18 protein-coding genes are annotated in these 24,602 nt (G+C 60.4%); 6 read left to right on the top strand and 12 right to left on the bottom strand.

Going from position 1 to position 24,602, the window contains the following annotated elements; translation table 11 throughout:
* Nucleotides 1-87 precede the first annotated feature (87 nt).
* Nucleotides 88-666: a response regulator gene (locus tag C6Y32_RS02995; RefSeq protein ID WP_105203693.1), complete on the bottom strand. Its 579-nt coding sequence runs from the start codon at nucleotides 664-666 to the stop codon at nucleotides 88-90.
* On the bottom strand, nucleotides 663-2,513 hold the full coding sequence (locus C6Y32_RS02990; protein WP_129589376.1) for a sensor histidine kinase: 1,851 nt from the start codon (nucleotides 2,511-2,513) through the stop codon (nucleotides 663-665). Before C6Y32_RS02990 ends, C6Y32_RS02995 begins: the two co-directional genes overlap by 4 nt.
* A 301-nt stretch (nucleotides 2,514-2,814) precedes the next feature.
* Here C6Y32_RS02990 and C6Y32_RS02985 point away from each other — a divergent pair, with 301 nt between their 5' ends.
* From C6Y32_RS02985 to C6Y32_RS02970, 4 genes are all read left to right on the top strand, one after another.
* Nucleotides 2,815-3,639 (top strand): DUF368 domain-containing protein, encoded by an 825-nt coding sequence (locus C6Y32_RS02985; protein ID WP_243562479.1) that lies wholly within the window; start codon nucleotides 2,815-2,817, stop codon nucleotides 3,637-3,639.
* Nucleotides 3,640-3,694: 55 nt separating this feature from the next.
* A complete protein-coding gene (locus C6Y32_RS02980; RefSeq protein WP_105203691.1) occupies nucleotides 3,695-5,323 on the top strand; it encodes a Na/Pi cotransporter family protein in 1,629 nt (542 codons plus the stop codon).
* A gap of 333 nt (nucleotides 5,324-5,656) precedes the next feature.
* On the top strand, nucleotides 5,657-6,226 hold the full coding sequence (locus C6Y32_RS02975) for an RNA polymerase sigma factor (protein ID WP_105203690.1): 570 nt from the start codon (nucleotides 5,657-5,659) through the stop codon (nucleotides 6,224-6,226).
* The gene (locus C6Y32_RS02970) at nucleotides 6,223-7,068 is read left to right on the top strand and encodes an anti-sigma-V factor rsiV (RefSeq protein WP_105203689.1); all 846 of its coding nucleotides are present in this window, start codon (nucleotides 6,223-6,225) and stop codon (nucleotides 7,066-7,068) included. Before C6Y32_RS02975 ends, C6Y32_RS02970 begins: the two co-directional genes overlap by 4 nt.
* A gap of 239 nt (nucleotides 7,069-7,307) precedes the next feature.
* Here C6Y32_RS02970 and C6Y32_RS02965 read toward each other — a convergent pair whose 3' ends face one another.
* Complete coding sequence (locus C6Y32_RS02965; RefSeq protein WP_105203688.1) at nucleotides 7,308-9,410, bottom strand: SH3 domain-containing protein; 2,103 nt, start codon at nucleotides 9,408-9,410, stop codon at nucleotides 7,308-7,310.
* Nucleotides 9,411-9,657: 247 nt separating this feature from the next.
* Between C6Y32_RS02965 and C6Y32_RS02960 the strand changes: the two genes are divergently transcribed.
* Nucleotides 9,658-10,158: a hypothetical protein gene (locus tag C6Y32_RS02960; RefSeq protein ID WP_105203687.1), complete on the top strand. Its 501-nt coding sequence runs from the start codon at nucleotides 9,658-9,660 to the stop codon at nucleotides 10,156-10,158.
* A 136-nt stretch (nucleotides 10,159-10,294) separates the two neighbouring features.
* On the opposite strand, the gene C6Y32_RS02955 is transcribed toward C6Y32_RS02960, so the two are convergent.
* From C6Y32_RS02955 to C6Y32_RS02915, 9 genes are all read right to left on the bottom strand, one after another.
* A complete protein-coding gene (locus tag C6Y32_RS02955; protein WP_164998108.1) occupies nucleotides 10,295-10,690 on the bottom strand; it encodes a desulfoferrodoxin family protein in 396 nt (131 codons plus the stop codon).
* Between the two features lie 163 nt (nucleotides 10,691-10,853).
* The gene (dinB, locus tag C6Y32_RS02950) at nucleotides 10,854-12,092 is read right to left on the bottom strand and encodes a DNA polymerase IV (protein WP_105203685.1); all 1,239 of its coding nucleotides are present in this window, start codon (nucleotides 12,090-12,092) and stop codon (nucleotides 10,854-10,856) included.
* Between the two features lie 668 nt (nucleotides 12,093-12,760).
* The gene (locus tag C6Y32_RS02945) at nucleotides 12,761-13,717 is read right to left on the bottom strand and encodes a carbohydrate kinase family protein (protein WP_105203684.1); all 957 of its coding nucleotides are present in this window, start codon (nucleotides 13,715-13,717) and stop codon (nucleotides 12,761-12,763) included.
* Between the two features lie 275 nt (nucleotides 13,718-13,992).
* Nucleotides 13,993-15,528, bottom strand: coding sequence for a hypothetical protein (locus C6Y32_RS02940; protein WP_105203683.1), 1,536 nt, complete (start codon nucleotides 15,526-15,528; stop codon nucleotides 13,993-13,995).
* Between the two features lie 544 nt (nucleotides 15,529-16,072).
* A complete protein-coding gene (locus C6Y32_RS02935; RefSeq protein ID WP_105203682.1) occupies nucleotides 16,073-16,543 on the bottom strand; it encodes a VOC family protein in 471 nt (156 codons plus the stop codon).
* Nucleotides 16,544-16,673: 130 nt separating this feature from the next.
* Nucleotides 16,674-17,375 carry a response regulator gene (locus tag C6Y32_RS02930; RefSeq protein ID WP_105203681.1) on the bottom strand — a complete coding sequence of 234 codons (702 nt, stop codon included), beginning with the start codon at nucleotides 17,373-17,375 and terminating at the stop codon, nucleotides 16,674-16,676.
* Nucleotides 17,368-20,058: an ATP-binding protein gene (locus C6Y32_RS02925; RefSeq protein WP_407937395.1), complete on the bottom strand. Its 2,691-nt coding sequence runs from the start codon at nucleotides 20,056-20,058 to the stop codon at nucleotides 17,368-17,370. Before C6Y32_RS02925 ends, C6Y32_RS02930 begins: the two co-directional genes overlap by 8 nt.
* Nucleotides 20,059-20,187: 129 nt before the next feature.
* Nucleotides 20,188-21,060 (bottom strand): hypothetical protein, encoded by an 873-nt coding sequence (locus C6Y32_RS02920; RefSeq protein ID WP_105203679.1) that lies wholly within the window; start codon nucleotides 21,058-21,060, stop codon nucleotides 20,188-20,190.
* 226 nt (nucleotides 21,061-21,286) lie between these two features.
* Nucleotides 21,287-23,404 (bottom strand): sensor domain-containing phosphodiesterase, encoded by a 2,118-nt coding sequence (locus tag C6Y32_RS02915; protein WP_105203678.1) that lies wholly within the window; start codon nucleotides 23,402-23,404, stop codon nucleotides 21,287-21,289.
* 215 nt (nucleotides 23,405-23,619) lie between these two features.
* Here C6Y32_RS02915 and C6Y32_RS02910 point away from each other — a divergent pair, with 215 nt between their 5' ends.
* Nucleotides 23,620-24,570 carry a 2-hydroxyacid dehydrogenase gene (locus C6Y32_RS02910; protein WP_105203677.1) on the top strand — a complete coding sequence of 317 codons (951 nt, stop codon included), beginning with the start codon at nucleotides 23,620-23,622 and terminating at the stop codon, nucleotides 24,568-24,570.
* Nucleotides 24,571-24,602 lie beyond the last annotated feature (32 nt).

The raw sequence follows: 24,602 nt of genomic DNA, 5'->3' as shown, positions 1-24,602 counted from the left end.
GCGATTTTGGGCCCCTTTTCAAATATTTTACCCGCTGAACCTGCATTTTTTGCGCAAAATAAGTTTTGTGTAATAGTTTATGCCGACTCAACTTTCGGCGCTGCGCAATGTGTCGCACAGAAGCTGATATTTTTCGGCGGCGGCAACATCGCCCTGACCCCGGGCGGCGGCTGCCAGCAGGCGGTAGATCTCGGGGTCCAGCGTGTGGCGGGGGAGCATGGCCAGCAGGCTATCGGCCGCCTGGCTGTATGCCCCCAGGCCCAACTGACCCTCGATATAGGCCAGCAGAGCGGTCTCGTCGCCGGCCAGTTCCTGCTGCAGCTCCTCTAATACTTTTTTGATCTTGTCGGCGGTAAACGGTTTTTGCAGGTAACACAGCGCCCCCAGGTTGGTGGTCTCCACTGCATTTTTTATGGTGCCATAGGCGGTCATCACCACCACCGGCGTATCGATATGCTGCTGGCGCAACCGCCGCAGCACCTCGGTGCCGGACATCTCGGGCATTTTGATATCCAGCATGATGAGGTCGTACGGGGTGCTCTGGGCCATCTCCAGCGCCTGGGGGCCGTTTTGGGCGGTGGCCACTTGATAGCCCTCATGCTCCAGGCAGCGGCTGAGCAGCAGCCGGATATTTTTGGTGTCGTCGGCGATCAGGGCACGCTTCATAGGTCGCTGTCCTCCTCTGGTCGTGTGGTCTTATCATATATGGGCACGGTAAAAGAAAAAATGCTGCCGCCGGTCGCGCCCGGTCGGACCCAGATATCGCCGCCGTGGGCCCGGACGATCTTCTGGGATAAAAACAGCCCGATACCGCTGCCCCGTGTCTCGAGGTCGTTTTCCTGATAGGTAAAGTCGCTCTCGAATATCTTGTGCAGATATTCCGGCGGTACCCCCATGCCGGTATCGGCTACCGACACTTCTACCCATCCGCCGCCAGTATCGGCAGCCGAGAGTCGGATATTGTCGCCGGGACGGGTGTATTTGAGCGCATTGCCCAGAATGTTGGAAAAGACCCAGCCCAGCTTTTCACCGTCGCAGTACACCGGCGGCAGAGCGGGCATATCGACTGCCAGCGACACCTGGCTGTAGCGGGCCAGGTCGGCAAACTGGGCAGTGGTCTGCCGGGCGATCTGCCGGATATCGGTGGCAGCCATGCGGTAGGACACGTTTCCCGACTGTACTTTAGAAAGCTCCAGCAGGTCCTCGATGAGGCGCCCCATGCGGTCGATATCCTCTCGCAGGGCGGACACCACCTCGGCCTGCTGCTGCCCCAGCGGACCCATGTCGCCGTTTTGCAGCATGCTGGCACCCATGAGCATGCTGGTAAGCGGGGTCTTGAGCTCGTGGGAGACTGTGGCGATAAAGTCGCCGCGGATCTTCTCGGTCTTTTTGACGACGGTGATGTTTTGCAGCAGCAGCGACAGGCACCAGGGGCTGTCGGCGCTGACGTGGGGCATGCGCGTACAGACGGCGTTGAAAACCCGCTCGTCGCCGGGCAGCTGCAGCTGGCACTCGCTGCGCTGCTCGCCGCCCAGCACCGACTCGGCCATAGAGACGACCTGCTCGCTGTCCAGTACCTCTAATATATGGCGGCCGGAGGCGACCGATTCAGCGGTGGAGAACAGGCGGCAGGCAGCGGGGTTCATGGTCTGTATGAGCAGCCGGCCGTCGAGCAGAAAAAAGGCGTCTTCCATATTTTGCAAAATGGCATCGGTCTTTTTCTTCTCGGCCAGCAGTTCGTTGACCCCCTGCTCGTCAAAGGCGCGCAGCTGGCCGATCATCTTGTTGAACTCCCGCTCCAGCTGGCCGATCTCACCGGGGGCCGCGAGCGATACCTCGCGCAGCTCGCCGCCGGCGGATACATCGCGCAGGCCCTGACACAGCTGGCCCAGCGGGGCCAGATAGCGCCGAGTGCCGCGCAGCGACAGCCAGAGCCCCAGCGCCGTCAGCAGTGCCGAAAAGCCCAGTATTCCCGCCGAGAGCCCCACCGCCTGACGGGTGGCGGCATTTTTGCGGCTGAGCATTTGGGTGCTGGCCGTCTGCCGCGCCCGCCGCAGACCGGCCTTGATCTCCTCCAGATCGGGCGCCAAGCTCTGCTGATAGTAGCTGTACATCTGCTGCTGGTCCGGCTGCTCCTGCAATAGAGAGAAGGCTTTGCAGTAGTGGTCGTACCGGGCGGTGAGCTTCTCGACTTCCCGTTTCATCTCGGCGCTCTGGGCGCCGGCCTCCAGCTGGTACTGCCATTTGAGATAATTTTGCATCCCCTCGGTAAACACCTCGATGCCGCCCACCCGGTCAAAGCTCATATAGGTGAGCGCGGCGCTGTCTTGCCGGTCGATGAGCTCGAGCATCTCGTCTGCTGCCTGGATGTTTTTATAGTCCTCCTCGATCATGCCGTCGACGTTTTTCCCCACCCAGTACATCGCGCCGGTCGACACGGCGCCAACAGTCAAGATGCACAGCGCCAAGGCGACGTAGATGGTGGTAAATTTGTGCCGCAAAGTGCCCCGCACAGCCCGCACCTCCACTTTTTTATCGATTGCCGCAGCAAAGACAGTGCGCGGCCCCACGTCCCATTATAGTGGAAAGCCAGAGGGTTACAACCGCTTATTCCTGCAAAAAACAGCCGTATTTTGACGAAAGGCAAGGAAAACAGCGGTTTTTACAGCATTATCGCCTTTAAAAAGGCATGGCAATATAAAAACAACGGAATATGAGGGTTTGCGCATCAAAAGACTGACAAACTACAATGGTAGGTGCGGGATGGCCGACACCCGGCCGCCCCTGTTTTTAGCAGAAAAAGGAGTGTTTTACTTGCATGAAGATAAAAAGAGCATGGCCAAGACAGCTCTTTCCGGGGTGGTGGTCGGCTCCTCGATGCTCATTCCCGGCGTATCTGGCGGGACCACCGCCATCATGCTGGGCATTTACGACCGACTGGTGCGCAGCATATCGGGACTGCGGCGTCACCCCAAAGAGAGCCTGCTGTTTTTAGGGCTCTTTTGTCTGGGCGGCGGGGCGGGCATGCTGCTGTTTTCCAGACTGGCGCTGTTTGTTGTAGAGCAGTTTGCCTACCCGGCCCAGTACTTTTTTACCGGGGCGATATTGGGCAGTTTGCCGCTGCTGATCAAAAAGTCTACGGTGCGCCGCTTTACCCCCGGCACAGCCCTGTTTGGGGTGGTGGGCTTTTCGCTGGTACTGGCCCTGCGGCTGGTGCCCAAAGACCTGTTCGTGCTGCACGGCAAGGTAGATGTGGCCACGATGCTGCTGCTGGCCTTTACCGGGGTGATCATCGCCGTTGCACTGGTTTTGCCGGGCATCAGCGCCTCGCACATGCTGCTGCTTTTGGGGCTGTACCAGATGACCCTCAAGGCCATCGGCGACTTTTATCTGCCCTTTTTGATCCCGTTGGGACTGGGTGGTATCGCCGGTATCTTTTTATGTACCGCCGCGCTGGAGCGGGCCATGGACGGACATCCCCAGCAGACGTACATGCTCATCGTGGGGTTTGTGGCCGCGTCGGTCATGGAGGTCTTTCCCGGGCTGCCGGGCAGTGTGGGGCTGTGGTTCATCTGCCCGCTGTGCCTGGTGGCGGGGGCGCTGCTCATCTACTGGGTGAGCGGTAAATTTGGCCAGTAGATAGCAGACGTAAGGCGGCACTGCCGGGGATTTTTTGAGGGAGGAAATGACAGCCATGCATGTAAGCGATTATTTGATGACTGCCGGGGGACTGGCCCTGTTTTTGTACGGTATGAAGATGATGAGCGGCGGCCTGGAGGCCGCTGCCGGTACGCGGCTGAAAACGCTGCTGGAAAAGCTGACCTCCAACCGCATTTTAGGGGTGCTGGTGGGGGCCGGTATCACCATGGTGATCCAGTCCTCCTCGGCCACTACCGTAATGGTGGTGGGGTTTGTCAACTCCGGCCTGATGGGGCTCAGCCAGGCGGTGTGGGTAATCATGGGCGCCAATATCGGCACCACCATCACCGGGCAGCTCATCGCTCTGGACGTGGGGGCGCTGGCCCCTGTGGTGGCGCTGGCCGGCGTGGTGATGGTCACCTTTTTCAAACAGAAAAAGGTGGTGGATACCGGTACGATCATCGCCGGGTTGGGGATTTTGTTCATCGGCATGGACCTGATGAGCTCATCGCTGCAGCCGCTGCAGAACTCCCCTGCCTTCATCTCGATGATGACTAAATTTTCAAATCCCCTGCTGGGGATCTTGGCCGGGGCAGTATTCACCGCTATCATCCAGTCCTCCTCCGCCTCGGTAGGCATTTTGCAGGCGCTGGCCACCAGCGGGCTCATTGGGCTGGGCAGCTCGGTCTACGTGCTGTTTGGGCAGAATATCGGCACCTGTATCACGGCGGTGCTGGCCAGCATCGGCACCAACAAAAATGCCCGCCGCAGCACGATCATCCACATCCTGTTCAACTGTATCGGTACTGCGGTGTTCGTGATCATCTGCATGACCACCCCATTCGTGTCGTTTATGCAGTCGCTGACGCCGGATAACCCCGCCGCCCAGATCGCCAACGTACATACGCTGTTTAACATCGTGACGACCCTGCTGCTGCTCCCCTTTGGGCAGCTGCTGGCAAAAGCTGCCTGCCGCATACTGCCCGGCGAGGATCAGCCGGACGCCGACATGGCCCCGTTACATCTGACCGAGCAGGGTATGGGCTCGACGGCTATCGCCATCTCGCAGCTGGAGCGCGAGGTGGGGCACATGTATGAGCTGGCCTGCCAAAACCTATTTGACGGTATGGACAGCGTGGTAGCCGGTAAGGCGGCCAACTTAAAAAAGATCGAGGAGCGGGAGGAGTATATCGACTACCTCAACACCGCTATCACCAGCTATATAGCTGGCGTCACTGCGGAAAATATCGCCGCCCGCGACGCGGCGGCCCTCAATGCACTGTTCTCTGTTGCCGGCAACGTGGAGCGCATGGGCGACCACGCCATGAATATTGCCCAGTACACCCAGAGCGCCAAGGATCGGGGCGTAGAGTTTTCAGACGGCGCCACCCAGGAGATGGAGATCATGCGCGAGGTACTGCGGCGGGGGCTGGAAGTGCTGCCGAGATCGTTTGCCGCCGACCGCCGTCAGGGTCTATCGGCCATCTCTCACGCCGAGGAGAAGATCGACGAGATGAACCGCCGCTTTCGGCATAACCAGATCAGCCGCCTGGGCAGCCACCAGTGCAGCGCCCAGGCCTGTGTGATGTACAGCGAGCTGCTGACCGATGTGGAGCGGGTGGGCGACCACCTGCTGAACATCGCCCAGGCCTGTTACCAGCACGAACTGCAGCTGGTATTTTAAGTTTGGTTCCCCATTATTTCAAAATAGAAAATACCTGTAGAGAAAAAGGCGCCACAGCTGCTACCAACTGCTGCGGTGCCTTTTTCTGTTTGCCAGACCACATCGCTCACACTTTTTGTTGAGTGCCGCCGCCCGCGCTGGTATACTGCCAGTGAGGGGCGCGCGCCTGTCGCCGGACCATGCGCCCCAAAAGAGCCCACCTTGTTACCGGGGCAAAAACTGCGGCGGACTATGTGACTTTTTTGAGGTACCGCCCGTCTAAAAGACAGTGAGATGATCTGGTCGGCCCTACATTTTGCGGGCGGGCTTTGCGATATAGAGGAGTGATCTGGCTTGCACAACGCTGCCAACGACCCCCTGCGACCGCGCTTTACCGCCTTTGTGCGCGAGCGCCAGCAGGATTTTTATAAACTGGCCTACAGCTATGTACACAACCAGGACGCCGCCATGGACATGGTGCAAAACGCGATCGTACAGGCGCTGGGGAGCCTGCACCGCCTGCGCCAGCCCCAGTACATGGAGACCTGGTTCTACCGCATTCTGGTCAATGCCTGCCTGAGCTACCTGCGCACCGCCGGCCGGGTCGTGCTGGTGGACCAGCTGCCGCCGCAGTCGGCGCCGCACAGCGATCTGGACCGCGCGATGGATATCGACCGCGCGCTGGACCAACTGCCGCCCAAGCTGAAAACGGTCATTGTTCTGCGCTATTTTGAGGACCGCCCACTGCAGCAGATAGCGATGATGACCGGAGTGGGGCTGAGCTGTGCCAAGGGGCGGCTGTACCGCGCACTGCAGGCCCTGCAGCGCATACTGGGCGAAGAGCTGGAGGAACTGCAGCAGCTGGAGGCCAAAAATCCGGCGGCTACCGGCACCTACCGGGACAGAGAGGAGCCTTTGAGATGAAAAATCTGCGCCGCGCCAGAGAGCGCTACGACCAGACCCCCACTCCGCCGCTGCTGGCCGGGCGGGTAGAAAACGCCCTCAATGCAACCGGCCCCAAGCCCCGCCGCCAGCTGGTGTGGCTGCGGTACACAGCGCTGGCCACCGCTTTTTTGTGCGGGGTGTTCGTGTTGTCGGTCAACCTGAGCCCGGCGTTTGCCAGTTCAGTATATGCCATACCGGTGCTGGGTGAAGTGGCGCGGGTGGTGACCTTTACCGAGTACTCCCACCAGGACGACAGCGGCCTGATCAGCGTAAAGCTGCCGGCGCTGCAAAACACCGGCAATACCCGCCTGGAGCGGCGCATAAATCGCGAGATCCAGCAAAAGATGAATGCCCGGGCCGACGAGGCGCGCAGCTGGGCGCGCTCCTACAAAGACTCGTTTTTGGCCGCTGGATTTACCGAGGAGGAGTACCGGCCGGTGGAGACGGTCATCGACTATGAGATCGAGTACTCGGGACCGGACCGGGTGTCGTTCATGATCGTGCAGTACACCTCCTGCATCAACTACCAGGAGGAGCGCTTTTACTACAACATCGACCTAGAGAGCGGCGAGGAGCTCACCCTGAAAGACCTGCTGGGCAAACATTACCGGGAGATCTGCGATGAACAGATACGCCGGCAGATAGAGGAGCGCAAAAAAGACCCGCAAAACAGCTATTTTGACGGCGATATGGGCTTTACCTCGATAAGGGCCGACCAGCCGTTTTACCTGAATGAAAAGCAGCAGGTGGTGGTCGTGTTTGCCAAGTACGCGATAGCGCCCGGTTACATGGGTGTGCAGGAATTCGTGATTGAGCCGTAGCTGCCGGGCCCTGGGGCCGGTGTGGAGATTGTGGCCCACCCTGCCGCTGCCGCCGGCACGCCCCCCTGACCAGCGCCCGATAAAAAAGGGGTTTGAGTTATACACGATGCATCGTACACCGCGCACACCCGGCCGATACCGGCGGCGAACTGCATGGCCAATACAACAGATAAAAAAAGCAGCTCTGTGGGGAAAAAGATCCCCGCAGAGCTGCTTTTTTTATCGCGGTTTAAATATCGTCAGCTGTCCAGCGCCACATAGTCGCCGTGCACGTAACCCAGTACACCACTGGGCAGCCGCACCCAGTACCAGCCGTTTTGTTTTTCGCCGATGACGGTGAGCATATCGCCCCGGTTTAACAGGCCCAGAACGGCGGATGCGGTGCTGCTCTGGCTGCGCAGCCGCACGCTGTTACCGGTGATGTGCGCCCCCCGACCGAGCGCCACGTAATCGCCGTGCACATAGCCTTCGGTACCGTCGGCCAACCGCACCCGGTACCAGCCGTTTTGCACCTCGCCTACGGCGGTAAAGGCATCTCCCCGATTTAATAGCCCCAGGATATCGGCCACCGTAGAGGGTTGGGCGCGCACCCGTACCCGGTCACCAGTAGAGTAGGCCGGCCGATCGACCACCGGTCTTGTAAAGCTGACGTAATCGCTGTGCACGTAGCCGGCGGTGCCGTCGGCCAGCTGTACCTGATACCAGCTGTTTTGCGCCTCTCCCACCACCGTAAAGGCATCGCCGCGGGAGAGATGGCGCAGGATATCGCCCCCGGTAGAGGGCTGGGCGCGCACCCGCACCCGGTCGCCGGTGGAATAACCCGTGCGGGTGATCACCGGCGGCACCTCCGACTCTTCTACCTGGATATAGTCGGCGCTGACGTAGCCGTAGCCGTTGTCGGCCAACCGAATGCGATACCAGCCATCCAGCCGGGCCACGATGGTGACCTGCTGCCCCTGGGCGAGAAAGCCGATGGTGTCGCTGGCGGTGGTGGGGCGGCGGCGAATGCGCAGCGAAGAGGCGGTGACTTTGCCGCTGAGCGATATCTCTTCCTCGCTCTCCCCCTCTACCCAGCCGGGCAGCTGGCCCAGCACCTCGTCGGAGGCCTGTGAGAGCGCCCAGGAACCCAGGCCCTTTAGGTCGTACTGGTGCATGAGCTGAGCCTTGGCCTGCAGCGACTGCCCATTTTCAAACCAGACGGTATAGTTTCCCGGCGTCAGCGGCTTGCCGGCCACTGTATACACCTTATCCCCCTCACGCACAGTAAACTCCGCCTTGGGCGACTGCATCGTGTCGGAATACGTGATGGTGGCGCGGTAGTCGGCCAGCATGCGCTCCAGCGTTTTGATGCTGATACCGTTACCCTGCAGGCGTCCGTCGGCGCTCCAAATGCGGCCGTACAGCGGGACGCCCAGCACGATCTTTTCGGCTGGGGCGTGTTGCAGAGCGTAGCGGATGGACTTTTCGACGAACGGCGCGCTGGCTACCGGACCGGGGGCGCTCCCCTCCCAGCTCTCGTCGTAGGCCATGATCATCAGATAGTCGGCGTATTGGGCCAGCCCGGCATAGTCGTACGAGCCGTGCCAGCCGGTAGTCCACCCGTTGGGGTTGGCCGCCACTGCCACCGATACCTCTTTGCCCGCCGGCAGGCGCTGCCGCAAAATGCGCACCAGCTGCGTATAGGCATCGCGGTGGGCGGCGGTGACGTTTTCGATATCGACATTCACCCCGTCGAGGCCGTGGGTATTGATGGCGTCGATGATCTGCCCGGCCAGTTTCTCCGGGTCCTGCAGGGCCCGCTCGCCGGCGGTGCGATCCCAGTGGTTGCTGAGCATGGGAACCACCTTGATGCCCATCTGGTGCATGGCGTCGACCAGCGTGGCACTGACCCCGTTGAGCGAGAGCTCTCCCTGGGCGCTGATATCGAAGTAGCTGGGGGACACGGTGTCGAAATTTCCAACAGCCTGCACCTGGGCGATCTGCTGGGAGACGCTGCCGCCGTACAGGTAGGTCATGTGAAATTTATCCCCCGCGCGCACCGCCTGCTCTACCGCCGCGAGCACCCCATCGGCGATGGAGGTAAAGTGGGGGCTCTCGGCCAGAGCAACCGTGGCGGCGCTAAAGGGGATGACCGCCACCAGCAGGCCGGCCACCACAAAGCGGATGGTCTTGATCTTTTTTTGGCGGCCGTCTTTGGCCAGATGGGCCGCCAGCTGTTTTTCTGGTTTGGGAGCCGAATTTCCGCCCCACAGGTCAAAGCCGAACTCCGCCTCTCTCCAGGGTATTTCGACGATCAGGTCGTACCCGCCGTCGGTGCGCTGTGTAAGACTATACGTATACATGCTTTTTTACCACCTCTCTCTGTTATCAGGATGTGGATTTGCGCCAAAAATATGCAGGTCTGTACCGCCGGCCACCGCCACTTTTTTACCGCCGGCGACCCGTGCTCACACTATATGTAGCGCCGGGCGCAGTGGTCCCGTATGGGGGCGGCGACGCCCGGGTTTGGCACCAATCCGGGCGGCTGCATATACTGAGGTTACAGGCGGGCCCCTTACGCCTGCAAATCCAGAAAGGAGATCTTATTTTATGAGCAACTCCCAATTCGGCTGCCTCATTGCCGGGCTGCTGAGCGTGGTGTTTGGCGGATTCATCGCCTACGCCTTTTATCAGGGCGACCGCGCTTTCATCTCGCTGCTGGCACCTTTTATCCTGGTGCTGTCGTTCATTATGCTGATGGCTCTGTTATACACGGCGGTAAAGAACGCCAGCCAGGAGAAAAACCTTCTCAACCAGTGTATGTGCGGGTACGGAAAATGCCTGATCGTCACCACGGCGGTCACCTTTTTGCTGTCGCTGCTGCTGGCCATTCTCATCGACGGGTCGCTGTCGATCATTTTGACCACCGTTATCGTCGGCCTGTGGGCCGCGTTCCTGGCGGCTGCCATTATGATCCTGGCCATGCTGCTGTCGTGTGTGTTTGAGGCGCGCTGCCCGCGGCCCGAGCCCTGCTACCCCCGCGAGAGCGACTACCGCCGCGAGAGCCGCGGACCCGATTCCAGCCGCTACGACGACCGCTACGGCCGCTAAAGACAACCTGCACATCGGCACTGCGCTGCCCGGCGCTGCCTAGCGCTGCCTGGCGCACCCACTGCGCCGCCACATAAAAAGAGGAGGTCCCGCCAGTTTGGCAGGGCCTCCTCTTTTGCTTTTCACCGCCCGGGGCCTATATGTCCTGTCGCCACAGGCCGTGCAGGTTGCAGTGGGCGTATACCGCCACCGGGCTCTCGCCCGGCGCCAACACAAACTGACACACCGGCTGGCTCTGGGCGGTGAGCAGGTGGTAGTGGCCGCCGCAGTCGGTCTGCAAAAACACCCAGTCGATGAGGTGTTCCTCGCCCATGGGGTGGTGGTTCTGCCCCACCTCTACCGTGACGGTATCGTCTTGCCGCAACACCACCGGCTGGTGTTTTTCCACGGCGGCATCTACCTGGCCGGGCACCAGCTTTTGCAGCTGTTGGCCGCAGCACATCAGCGGGGCATCGAGGCCCCAGGGCACGATGGCAAAGCCCGGGCACTGGTCGCTGGTGAGAAACTGTAAGCTCTCTTTGGTCTGTCTCATAGTGATCCTCCTGTTGCGCCGGCGATACGGCTGTTTTACAGCCGTGCGGGGCCGGTGACTATCTTGTTTTCCACATCCCAAACTATGGGCCAAAAAGAGCGCAAGTATACAAAAAAGGCGCATCCCAAAACAGGGTTTGGGACACGCTCACAGATTCACAGATCTATTCCCGGTCGCCGCCGGGCTCTATCTCGTCGGGGCGGCGGTGAAAGATATCGCTCTCGATGAGCGAGCCAAAGCCCACCGAATCGCTGCCGTACCGCTGGCGGATGGCATCGAGTGCCTGCTCCAGCTTTTGCTGGCGCTCGTGGTCGGGGGTGGAGGAAGGCACATCGAGCCGCAGCTGCTCGCCGGTATCCTGATCGGTGAGTGCGGTGCCGGTCACCGTGAGCATGCGAATGGGCTTTTTCATGTCCCAGCTGCGCTCGATGATGGCCATCGCGGCACAAAACAGCTCCCGCGCCAGATTGGTGGAGCGGGAGAGCCCCTGCTGGCGCGAGATGACGCGCAGATCGGGCGACTTGATCTGCACCTGTACCGTTTGGCAGTAGAGCTTGTGGGCGCGCAGACGGGCGGCCACCGTGTCGCACAGGGACAGCACCCCGGCGCGGATATCGCGCTGGCCCACCAGATTGCGGCGAAAAGTGATGCTGTTGCCCACGCTCTTGACTTCGCGCTGCTCATCAAAGCGGCGCACCGGGCTGTCATCGAGACCCTGGGCGTAGATCTTAGCCGTTAGGCCCCCTTTACCCAGCAGGCGCTGCAACAGCCAGTCGTCGGCGCGGGCCAGATCGCCTATGGTGTGGATGCCCGCCCGCGCCAGCTTGCCGGCAGCCACCTGCCCGATAAACAGCATGCGCTCGGCCGGCAGCGGCCACAGCAGTCTGGTGTAATTTTGGCGGGTGATCACGGTGGTGGCATCGGGCTTTTTATAGTCGCTGCCCAGTTTGGCAAACACCTTGTTAAAAGATACCCCCACCGAGATAGTGACCTTTACCTCTTGGCGGATACGGCGGCGCAGCTCGTCGGCGATCTTTTCGCCGCTGCCAAACAGCCGGTAGCTGCCGCCTACATCCAGCCAGCTCTCGTCGATGGAAAAGGGTTCGACCAGGTCGGTATACTGCTGATAGATGGCATTTATCTGCTGGGAGAACTGGCGGTACAGGTCGTGGTGAGAGGGGGCCAGCACCAAGTCGGGGCACTTGCGCTTAGCCTGCCACACCGTCTCGGCAGTCTTGATGCCGTAGGCCTTAGCCAGCTCGTTTTTGGCCAGAATGATGCCGTGTCGGCTCTCGGGGTCGCCGCACACAGCCATGGGCACGTTGCGGTACTGGGGGTGCAGCGCACACTCTACCGAGGCATAAAAGCCATTGCAGTCACAGTGCAGTATCGTGCGGTCCACGCCCGTCCCCCCAGTAAAATCAAAAGTTTGTTCTTTATAGAGTATAGCACATCGGCCGGACCGGGGCAACCGCTCTTCGTGCCCCCGGCAGCAATGAAAAGAACACCGCGGCTGTGTTGTAACAGATAAATAAAGGAGTTGGGGAAAACCAGGGATCTGCTGCAGCTGGCTATAGCTGATGGAGCGCTGCACAGTGCGGCGATGGACTATTGGCAGGAACTTCTGGCGCACGGCGGGCGGTAGCAGCACGGCGGCGCGCTGCCGGGATGGTGAACACCCGCCACTACCTCAACGACTTTTGCGGCAATACAGCGGCTGTATCGGCTACGGGGAACGGCCCATCGAACGCGGCAAGAGATATGCCACCCCGCTCTTACAGCTGTCGCGCGGTTACCACCGGCAGCTGGAGCCCAAGTGGGGGCTGCCGGGCTGCGACTTGCAAAACGGGGGCGCGCGCCGCACCATCGAACGCGACGGCAGGCTGGATAATGCGTTTGGATCACCCACACCGACAGGCAAGAGGCACTGCTCCACTGGATCGAGATACAAACAGGCACCGTTCTATCGGGTACCGTATAGACGGCGGGAACGGTGGGTGTCTCATCCTCCCCACCGGGTCCCGCCGCATTTTCACTTTTTCCGGTCTCAACGGCCAAACCAGTCAAACCTCACCGGGATATTTGCTTTAGCACAGGCGCATAGCGGTGCTCGGCGATAAAATGCTGCACCACCTGTGCCGATACCGCCCCGCCCCGCGGGTCGCGGTAGAGTGTGGAGCGGGCGGCAGCAGCCGAGGCGAACAGAGCACATTTCTCGAGCGGCCAGCAGTTGGTCAGGCCGTAGAGAAAGGCGCCGTTATAGGTGTCGCCGGCGCCGGTGGTATCGACAGCCGCCACCGGTAGGGCCGGCACCTGCAGCGCCACATCACGGGTGTAGATACGGCTGCCCTGCGCGCCCAGCGTGTGGGCCACGATACAATTTGGTGCGCGCTGAAGCAGCTGTTGGATGGCCCGGTGGCCGCTGTCGCCACAAAACTTTTGGTAGGCAAACTCGTTGAGCGAGAGAAAGCTGCAGCGTGAAAAATAGAAGTCGTCCTGCTGACGGCTCTCAAATGAAGCCGCCTCGGCATCGATAGCCAGTTTGACCCCGCCGCGCAGCACGGTATCGAGCATTTTTTGGGGATGGGGAAAGCAGCGCAGATCGCTCAGGTTCACCAGCAGCCAATCGGCGCCGCCGATCAGCGCCAGCTCGCTCTCGGTATAGGGTACGGGCTGGTGGGGCTGCTCCAGCGAAAAGATGGTGCGCTCACCGGACCGGGCGGTCTTTAAGATGACACAGTGGTGGTTTTGATACCCCTGTTTGGTGCGCACCAGATCGGTCTTGATGCCCTGCTGATGCATGAGCTGCTGGTGCATAGCCGTGCTCTCGTCCTCGGCGCCAAAAGTCTCGGCAATGTAGCAGGTGAGGCCCAGCGCCGCCATGACAAAGGCGGAATTGGAAAAGCCACCGGCCACCTTCTCTCTGCGGTAGACCGATATCTTCTCTCCCGCCATCGGGTAGTGCTCGGCCTCCCAGTACTCGTCCTGCACGCTGCGGCCCAGGGTAACGACATAGGGCTTATCCACGCGATCAACTCCTGTCTGTACGTCTCTGGCTTTATGATACGCCCCGCCAGCGGCAGATACAATGACCTGCGGCGCCGAAATACCGGCGCCACATTTGGCCAAAACTCCCGGTAGCCTCCCCTTTTTATGCCGCCGCAGCACACATTTTCGGTGGTCTTTAGCCGTAAGGGTCCGCTTGTCCCCCAACAGCGGCACCGACTGGGCCCCGGCAAAAAGAAAACAGCCGGCAGGACAAGACCTGTCGGCTGTTTGATCATGACATCGGATCCGTGCTGCTACCGCACCTGTTTTTTGCGCTTATACAGGCTCAGGCCGGTAATCGCAGCGGCTGAGAACACCAGCAGACCGCCCCAGAGCAAAACGCTGCTGTCGCCGGTAGCGGGCGCCTGTGTATCTTCACTCTCGGGTTTTTGCCCGTCGCTGGACTCGGGCTCTTTTTGCTCGCCGGTGGCGGGCAGTACAGTGTCTTCCCTGGTGATCTCCTGCGTCAAGTCTGCATCGGCAAAGTACTTACCGCAGGCCGCACAGTACCAGTATGCCACGTTGCCTTCCTCGGTGGCTGTCGCCTCTTTGCCCTCTACCTTTTGGGCCTGGTGACCAGTGGCGGCGAGCAGGATATCTGCCGCTGTAATGGCCTGCTGACAGTCCTCATCGGCAAAGTACTGCTTGCAGTTGTCGCAGTACCAGTAGGGGATGTTTCCATGCTCGGTGCAGGTGGCCTCTACGCCGTCCACCGCCGCGAGCTGTTTGTGGGCGCACTGGAAAGCAGGGGCAAACTGTCCGTCGTAGGCCGTTTCGAGCGGATAGCTCCTTTCGGGCGTCACGATCTCAGCAAAAAATACAGCGGGCTTCCAGGCGGCATAAGCCTCGCCTTTGATGACGGTCCAGTCCTGATCGCGCCCCTCGACGAGCTCGACACCACTTGTAGTCACCTGATAAAACGGGGCGCTGCTCAGGCCCTCGGCGGTGATATAGCCGTTTTCCGCCTGATAGGCCAACTGTTCCTTGTCGGCCGTATACGCCACGATCAGCTTTCCGTCGGCGTCTCTCATACCCACCTGGATAGCGGTGATCGAGTCGGTATCAAAGCCGCCCACGTATTTCCATCCCAGATTGTAGGCGTTGCTCCAGCTATCGCCCCAGGCGCCGCAGTCGGTAATGACGACATTGGCCACCGGCCGGCCCACTTTTAAGCCGCCGGACACCGAGATGTCGTTAAACCAGATATAGCCGCGCGTACCGCAATCGGCGCTCTTTACCCTCATGTCGATGTCGCCGGTGGTGCTTACCTGCTCGCCGTTTTTTAACAGCGAAAACTCGGCGTACAGGTCGCCGGAATGATCAAAATACCGGTACTGCAGCGTGTACACGCCCGCCTCGGTCACTTTGCCCTGATAGCCGGGCTGCATACCGGCAGCCACCGACACGCTCCCGTCGTTTTCTTTCCAGAACTGGACCATCAGTTCGGTCCGGTACTGGCCCTGCTTGTCGTTCATCGAGACCGACAGGGCAAACTTCTCGCCGACTGTCATGCTGGTGGGGTCGATGGTCACGTCTACCGCGTCCAGCGTCTCGCCATCGGCCAGGCTGGCCCCGCCCGCTTTGGTATAGGGCCCGCAGTGGGAGTTATCTGTATTGAGCGCCGGGTCGCCCGTGTAGGTACAGGTCCCATCCTCGTTGGCCTGAATACTGCCGTATCCGTTTCCAGTGATCCATTCGCTGCTTTCTGCCGAGGCTGCGCTCAGCGGCACCGCGCTCACCGTGAGCAGCGCCGCCGTCAAAACGGCAAGCAGCTTACTTTTTTTCCTCACAACTAAAACCTCCTGTTTTTTGACTGGGAAGAGGTCGGCGACTCTTCATACGGGGAGCGGCACCCAGCCTCTTCTCCACTTACTGGAACACTGTGCCCATCGATTGAAAACGTTTACTTTTTCATATCGCCGCCGTTTTCGGCAACTATTCCAAATAGGTAACTGGAAAAAGGCTTGAAACATGGAAAATTGTGGTGTACAATGTGGATGTGTGAACGAGTTGCCGACCGAACGAAATTCTAATCTTTTTCGTTCACAAACAGCGTGTAAAGTACACAATATTAAAACACATTATCCCATCACAAAAGTGTGTGTGCGCCGCCCAAATCGGAGCGGCGTTTTTTTAGCTAAAGACCCGGCTGTCTCCGCGGGCAGATGGGCCTTGAGGAAATCTGTCGACCGGCTCTCTCACCGGCGCTCGGTCCCGGCAAATGTTGGGCGGCAGCGATACTCTTTGTGCGTTATCGCAAAAAAGAGGCTCCACTGTATAGTGGAACCTCTTTTTTATGTGCCTATAGCTGCCGGTACTTGCCGGGCGACGTCTCTATGAAAATTTGCCGTCGAGGGGGCCATCGACCAGCAGGCCCATGACCTCGATATGGATGCCGTCGGGGTCGACGATATGCACCCACTGACCATAGGTGAGCTTGGTCACCGGGCTGGCAATGGGCACGCCCAGCTGCTGCATCTGCTCTAAAAAGTCGTCGAAGTGTTCTACGATCAGGGAGATGTGCCCCAGGCCCACCCGATTTTGAGCGATGGGGCCGGTGTGGCCGGGAGCGCTCTTATACTGCATCAGCTCCATGGTGATACCGTAGCCCTGCAGCTGCGCCAGTTCCAGGGCGGCGCCAGGTACGCACAGGCCCATTTCCACCTTTTCTGGTCCCTCGGCCCAGCGGTCACGAAGGTCAAAACCCAGGATACGGGTGTAAAAATCGACCGATCGGTCGAGGTCCTGCACCACAAAACCAATATGGTGCAGATGGTGTACGTATTTTTTTGCACAATAAGCCATCTGTTCTCCCCCATTTTTCGCGCGGGCAGAGACCCGCCCTTTTTATCAGCATAGCGCACCGACCGGGTGCTGTAAAGTATTGCTGTAAAAAGCCGCCTGCCAAAAATGGCGGCGGCTTTTTGTGCAGATATCACTCTATGCGCAGCATGCGGTAACCGACCCCTACATGGGTCTGGATATACTTGGGATGTGCGGTATCGGTCTCGATCTTTTTGCGCAGCGTAGCCATGAATACCCGCAGCGACGCCACATCGCCAGCCCAGCTGGAGCCCCACACCTCTTTGGTGATAAAGGTGTGGGTGAGCACCTTGCCCACGTTTTTGGCCAGCAGGCACAAGAGCTTATACTCGATCGGGGTCAGGTGCAGCTCCCGCCCGGCCAGATACACACAGCCGGAGGGGTAATCGATGCGCAGGTCGCCGTTTACGAATATCGGCTCCTCCCCCTCAGCCGGGCCCTGCATGTAGTGCAGGCGCCGCAGCGTGACCCGCACCCGGGCCAGCAGCTCATCGACCGAGAAGGGCTTGGTCAGGTAATCGTCGGCACCGGCGTCCAGCGCCTCGATCTTGTCGCGGTCCTCGCTGCGGGCGCTGATGACGATGATGGGCATATTCGACCAGCTGCGGATCTTTTTGATGATCTCCACCCCGTCCATATCCGGCAGACCCAGGTCCAGCAGCACGATATCCGGTTTTTGCGATACCGCCTCTACCACCGCCTCACCGCCGGTCTTAGCCATGTGGTACTGGTAGGACTGGGTCTCGAGGGTGGTGGCGATGAGGTTGCGGACGGCGGTGTCGTCTTCGACTACCAGGATGAGCGGTTTATTCATGTAGCGTTACCTCCTCTGCGGGCAGGGTGAAACAAAATACCGTACCTTGGGGCTGGTTGTCGCGGACTGTTATCTGCCCTCCGTGCGCATTGACGATAGACTTGCACAGCGCCAGGCCCATGCCCATACTGCGGCGGCTGTCGGCGATATCGGAACCCAGCGTATAAAACATCTCGAACACCCGCTTTTTCTGTTCGTCGGGGATGCCGGGCCCGTTGTCGGCGATCTCGACGGCTACCATATCGCCCTGTTTTTGGCTGGTGAGCACGATCGTCGACCCGGGCGGGGTGTACTTGATGGCGTTGTCTAAAATATTGATGACCACCTGTACGATGAGCCGGGCATCCATCTTGGCCAGCAGCAGTTCGTCTGAACACTGCACGTCGATGTGATACTGGTCGCTGTGGCGGGGCAGGTGGCGCAGCGCCTCGTCGATGACCTCCTCCACCAGCTCGGCCTGGGTGTGTATCTGCATGGTGCCGTCTTCGATGCGGGTGACCGAGAGCAGGTTCTCCACCAGGTTGATCAGCCACATGGCGTCGTCGTAGATGTCGCCGTACAGCTGTTTTTGCTTGGCTTTTGAAAGTGAGTCGGCGCTGGCCAGCAGCACCCCGGCATTGCCGGAGATCGAAGTCAGCGGCGTGCGCAGATCGTGGGAGATAGAGCGCAGCAGATTGGCCCGCAGCTGCTCATTTTTGGCCCGGGCGGCCGCCTCCTCCCGCTTTTGTACCAGCAGCTCTTTTTCCAGTGCCAAGCCGCATTCGCCCAGTATAGAGAGCACCAGGCTGTAGGTGAAGCTGTCGGGCTCATCGCTCTCTAGGGCAATGCCCACCACCCCGTACACCGCATTGGCCCCGCGCACCGCCAGGTACTGGCACTGGGCACTGCCCAGTGTGCTGGTTCCGGCGCCGGCCCGCTTGTTGTTTTTATACACCCAATGGGCCACCGCCCGCTCATTTTCATCCAGCAGGTCCTGGTGCTCGGCGCCGCTCCGGCTGGAAAATAGAGTGGGCTGGCCCAGGCTGCCGTCTTCGGGCAGATAAAATACGATGTCCCGGTCCAGCAGCTTGATGAGCTGGCCGGCGGTGACGCTGACGATGTCGCGCTGCTCCTGCTTTTGCTGCAGCATCTGGTTGGTCTCGAGCAACACCTTGGTGCGGTAGGCCACCATCGCTGACTGTTTGGCCTGTTTTTTTATTTTGCCAGCCAACGAGCCGGTTATAAAGGCGGCGGCAAACATGATGACGAAGGTGACCGGGTAGCCCTGGTCGTAGGCGTTAAAGGTAAAGCGCGGTTGGGTGAACAGAAAGTTAAAGATGAGCACGCTGGCCAGCGACATGACGCCGCTGTACACCAGTCCGTTGGTGGCCACCGCCGAGAGCAGCACCCCCAAAATGTAGACGGTGATGATGTTGACGTCGCTAAAGCCCAGCCGGTCAAAACCGATGCCGACGAGCGTTACCACCAGCAGGATACCCAGACACTTGGCGAACTCGACTGCCGGGCGTGCCCTGTCTGTGCGGGGCACCGGGCGGGGGCGGTAGGGCGGCAGCTCGCGGTCGGGGATGATGTAGATATCTAAATTGGGCGAGTAGGTGGCCAGCTGCTCAGAGAGCGAGCGGCGGCGCAGCCCCAGGCGCCGCTGGGTACCGCTGCGGCCGATAACGATCTTCGACACGCCAACGATGCGGGCGAACTCGGCGATCTGGTAGGGGACGTCGTCGCCGTATACCGTCTCGATGCGGGCGCCCAGCTGTTGGGCCAGATGGATATTTTGGCGCAGCCGGTCGCGGTCTTTTCGGTTCATGCTGGCAAAGCCGGTCGTCTCGACGAACAGCGCCGTAAAGGTGCCGCGAAAAGCCAGAGCCATGCGGGCTGCCGTGCGGATGATCTTGGCGTTGGAGGGCGAGGAGGACAGACAGACCAGAATGTGTTCGCCGGTGTAGTAATCGCTGCCGGAGGACTGCTTGCTGCGCTCGCCCACCCGGTTGACTCGATCGGCCGTACGGCGCAGGGCGATCTCGCGCAGGGCCGTCAGGTTCTCGAGACTAAAAAAGTGGCCCATGGCCTGCCGGGCCTGGCGCGGCTGGTACACCTTGCCGTCGCGCAGGCGGGCCAGCAGATCTTCCGGCTCGATATCCACCAGCTCTACCTGGTCGGCCCCGTCGAACACCCGGTCGGGGATGCGCTCGCGCACGCTGACGCCGGTGATCGAGGCCACGATGTCGTTGAGGCTCTCGATGTGCTGTACGTTGACGGTGGTGTACACGTCGATACCGGCCGCCAGCAGCTCCTCAATGTCCTGATAGCGCTTTTGATGGCGGCAGCCCTCGGCGTTTTGGTGGGCCAGTTCATCGACCAGCAGCAGCTGGGGGTGGCGCTCGATAGCCCGGTCGAGGTCGAATTCCCGCAGCTGTACCCCTTTGTAGAGCAGCTGCCTGGCCGGCAGCTGCTCCAGCCCCTCCAGCAGCGCCATCGTCTGGGGGCGGGTGTGGGGCTCGATGTAGCCGGCCACCACATCGATGCCCTGCTCGGCGGCATCGTGGGCGGCCTGCAGCATGGCATAGGTCTTACCCACACCGGCGGCATAGCCAAAAAAGATCTTCAGCCGGCCGCGGTGGCGCGCCTCTTCCTCCCGCTCGATCTGGCGCAGGATATCCCGCGGGGTCTTGGGGTCTTGCAGCACAAAAGTCACCTCCACTGTATTTTGCCCGGTACCGGCCGGATCTCTACTCCCTACTATACCGTATAGGACGTGAAAAGAGCGTTAATATCTGATAAAGAGGTATAAAGATAGCATAAAGATAGCCGCTCACCCAGCAATGGGAAACAGTGCGCGCAGTAAAAAGCGCTGGGCGTCGGTACCGCGCTGGTAGTCGAGCGCTAGGCGCTGGCCGCCACGGTACAGATGAAAGCCGGTCTTGCCATCGGTCTGGGTATACACGCCGGCGCGATCCATTGCCGTGGTCAGCGTCAGATACCAGCCAAAGTCGGGGCAGCTGTCGCCCAGCGCTGCCAGCGCCCAGCCAAACTCGGCCGGGTCGTCACCATCCTGTAAAAAGGCCAGCCACAGTTCCTGTCGCTGCAGCACGCTCAGTGCCTGCTGCCAGTTTTCTGTACCCGCCCCGTCGCACAGCGGCAGGTAGCGAAAATAGCTGTCGGTATCTCGGGGGCCGCAGCTGCCCAACTCCTCCTCTAAAAACGGGGTGCGGGGCAGAGCCAACAGATCGCAGCCGGGGCGAATGCCCATAAGCATCGACGCGATCTGCTGCCCGGCTACCCGATCGGGCACCGCGATGCACAGGCAGATATCGCACAGGGTATCGAAGTCCTGCCCGGTAACGGTGCGGGTCTGGTACGAGATGCCGTGCCAGTCGGGCGCCCAGGTGGCCGAGATATCGGCCGGTTCGCCCCAGTCGGTGCTGCCGCAAAAACGCAGCGGATAGTGCTGTGAGATCAGTGCGGCGGCCAGATCGTATTGGCTCAGCAGGTCATCGCAATCGGCGCAGCCGCCGGGCCAGTAAACCCACACCGACTCCTGGCCCTGTAACACCTGCGGCAAAGCCTCCAGCTGCTGATCCAGCTGCCACACCAACTGGCACAGCCGCCACAGGTCGGCAGCCGGCTCGATATGGGCATCTACCTGTACCTGCCACTGCCGGGCGAGCACTTTTTGATATTTCATCTGCGGTCCCTCTCTCTGCTGTAAAAGATCTGGAGAATACACATCCTCTGTCCTTAGCATAGCAAATCGCGGGTAAATGTAGTGTTAGGGCCGCCGGCCGGCAGATAAAGATCAGGTAAAGCTCCGCCCGATACAGCACCGCTCACACAAAAAATAGCAAGGCGGCAAAAAGGCGGCGGCAGACGGAGATGCCCGCCTACTGCCGCCGCCTACAAAGTGCTGCCGCTCACTGCTTATTTGCCAGATAGCGCTGATAAAATTCCTCGCCGGGCATGGGGTGGGCAAAGTGAAAGCCCTGACCCAGCTTGCAGCCGTAGGTGCGCAGCAGTAGCAGCTGCTGCACCGTCTCTATCCCCTCGGCCACCGGGGTGGTCCCCAAGTCTTGGCACAGGCTGATACCGTGCTTGGCCACCACTGTGGCCTGCGGTTGCTGCCCGATCTCCTCGACCAAGCTGCGGTCGAATTTGATCTCGTCGAAGCCGGCGGCGGTGAGCACCGACAGGTTGGAATACTGCGAGCCAAAATCGTCTAGCGAGAGCGAGAACCCGGCCCCTTTTATCTGCTGGGCGATATCGCCCAGCGAGACGCCGTCCATCTTGCCGGTGCTCTCGGTCACCTCGACGATGATCTGCCCGGGGGTGATACCGTACCGCTGCAAAATGCTCTTCATCTTCTCTTCCACACCGTGTTCCATCAGGGTGATGCGCGAGAAGTTCACCGCAATCTGCTCCGGGGCACAACCTTTCTCCCGCCACTCTTTAAGCCACTTGCAGACGGTGCGCAGCACAAAGAAATCCACATGGCGGATCACACCGCCCGCCTCGTACAGGGGGATGAACCGGTCGGGCGGGATGACCGACCCGTCGCTGCCGCGGCGGCGCACCAGCGCCTCGGCGCCGGCCATCGCCCCGGTGACCAGGTCGAATTTGGGCTGGAGATACACCATGAACTCGCCGGCGTCCAGCGCCTTTTTCAGCTCCTGCGACAGCACCCCGCGCCGGGGGTGGCGGATGCGGTGGGTGGAGCTGTTATAGTAGGCCTGTTTCTCGACGTACATCAGGTTGTCGCTGTAGCTGATCTGCTGGGAGGGGTGCACCTGCCCCGCGCTCCAGTTGACGCCGATCGAAAAGCCGGCCAAACTGTCTTTCGCCTCGTAGCGGCGCAACGCCTCTACCCGGCGGTCGAACTCCTCGCGCTCGACGTCGATGAGCAGGCCCACGAATTCGTCGCCGCCGATGCGAAAGGTGTGCTCGGGGAATATCTCCCGCAGGCCGTGGCCCACACTGCGTATCATCTCGTCGCCGTACTGGTGGCCAAAGCTGTCGTTTGCCACCTTGAGGCCGTTGATATCGATGAACACCACCCCCATCGACCGGGGCGGCGCCTTGTCGAGCCCCGCCAAAAAGCTGATATACTGGTGGCGGTTGCCCAGGCCGGTGAGCCCATCGGTGTAGCTGAGCTCTTTGAGCTGCTCGAGCAGGTGGCGCTTTTGGATGTCCTCTTTGATAAAATAGGTGATAGATTTGAGCAGATGGGTCTCGCCGGTATTGGCGGCGGGATTATCTACACCGATGAACCCGCTGAGGGTCTCCCCCTCCCACAGCGGCGCGGCCATCAGGCTGTCGATCTTCTGTGGGGCCAGTATCTGGTACTCGATCGAATCGGGCTGCAGGGTCTTGCCGGCAGAGGTGAGAAAAAACTCCCCCTGGGTGGTGAAGTACTCCATCCAGCGGTCGATAGCGGTGATCGGGATTTGCTGCAGATTTTCGATCTGCGGCTGTACCTGTTCCTGGCACCACTCGTAGGAGTTAGAGATCATTTGCCCGCCGGGATCGACCTCGAAGAGATAGGCGCGGTCGGCCTGGTAGTAGCCGCCGATGATCGAGAGCAGCTTGTTGATGGCCGTGTCGGTATCGTCCTCACCCGAGAGCGTATGTACACAGCGCAGCAGCGTCTCCTCGGTGGTGAGCTGGTTCTGCAGGTGCAGGTTGGTGTTCTCGCTGTCGGTAATGTCGGTACAGATCTCCAGCCGCACCAGGCGGCCGCCGGGGAGTTTAAACAGCTTATCCCGCAGCAGATAGTACTGCTTTAAAATGGGGTTATAGTGTTTCCAGTACAGATACTTTTCGGTGGTGAGCAGATGATTGGTGCAAAACGGGCAGGGGGCCTCCAGCCCCTGCAGCACCCGGTAGCAGGGCTGGCCCAGATAGGCGTCGCCGCAGAGACCGAAGCCGCGCACCACCGCCTTGTTGACATACAGCAGTTCGTAGGTTGAGGGGTCGGCCACATAGGCCATATTCTCGCTCTCATCGGCGATGAGGGCGGCGATCTGTTCGCGCTGCATAATCGTTCTCCCGCAGTTGGCCGCACAAGGGGCACGGCCTGACCAGTCTACTTTGTCTCATTATACCCCAAACGGCCACATCTGCGCAAGCAGATACGGCAGCTGGCCGCACTTTGTGACCGCCGCACTTTACGGCGCCGGCGCGATAGCGTATACTGATAAAAAAGTGGGGCCGCAGCTTAGCCCCACAGACCAGAAAAAGGTGGTATGACCATATGGACGACAAGACCGTACTGCTCAATGCGGCACGCATCGATTTTGACGGCAAGATAGACATGCGCAGTTTGGCCAGCCAGGTGACCGTATACAACGACACCCCGGCCGAGCTCATCTGCCAGCGGGCGCAGGGCCACCGCATCGTGGTGACCAAAGAAATGCCCATGCCCGCCGCCGTGATCGACGCGCTGCCCAGCTGTGTGCAGCTCATCTGCGAGGCGGGTACCGGCTACAACAACATCGACCTGGATGCCGCCCGCCGCCGGGGGATCGCCGTGTGCAACATCCCCGCTTACAGCACCCAGCGGGTGGCGCACACCGTCATTATGATGCTGCTGGCGCTGGCCTCCTCTATGGGGGTGCAAAAGGCCATGTTGGCGCGCGGCGACCACCGCAATTTTACCGATCATTTGGCGGTGCCGCACACCGAAGTAAACGGCAAGACGCTGGGTATCATCGGCGCCGGCACCATTGGCCGCGAGGTGATGCGGGTGGCGCGGGCGATGGACATGCAGGTCCTCGCCTACACCCGCACCCCCCGCCCCGACGAGGACGGCATCCGCTACGTGGCGCTGGATGAGGTGCTCAAAAACTGCGATTATCTCAGTCTGCACTGCCCCCTGACTGAAGATACCCGCCACATGATCGACCGCCGGGCACTAGAGCTGATGAAGCCCACCGCCTGTGTGATCAACACCTCCCGCGGGGCGCTCATCGATCAGCCGGCCCTGATCGAGGCACTGCAGCAGGGGGTCATTGCCGGGGCCGGGCTGGATGTGCTGGAACAGGAGCCACCGGCCGAGGACTGCCCGCTCTACACGATGGACAACGTCATCCTCACCCCGCACATGGGCTGGAAGGGGCTGGAGACCCGACAGCGGCTGGTCTCGCTGCTGGCCCAAAACATCCGCCGCTTTGTGGACGGCGACCCCATCAACCGCGTCGTTTGACCGCTGTTATAAAACGGCTGCAAAACGCTCCA

Origin of the sequence: Neobittarella massiliensis (ex Bilen et al. 2018) (assembly GCF_900289145.1) — a bacterium.
GTDB lineage: Bacteria > Bacillota > Clostridia > Oscillospirales > Ruminococcaceae > Neobittarella > Neobittarella massiliensis.
The sequence above is the reverse complement of the archived record's forward strand: the minus strand, read 5'-3'. Positions and strand labels throughout refer to the sequence as shown.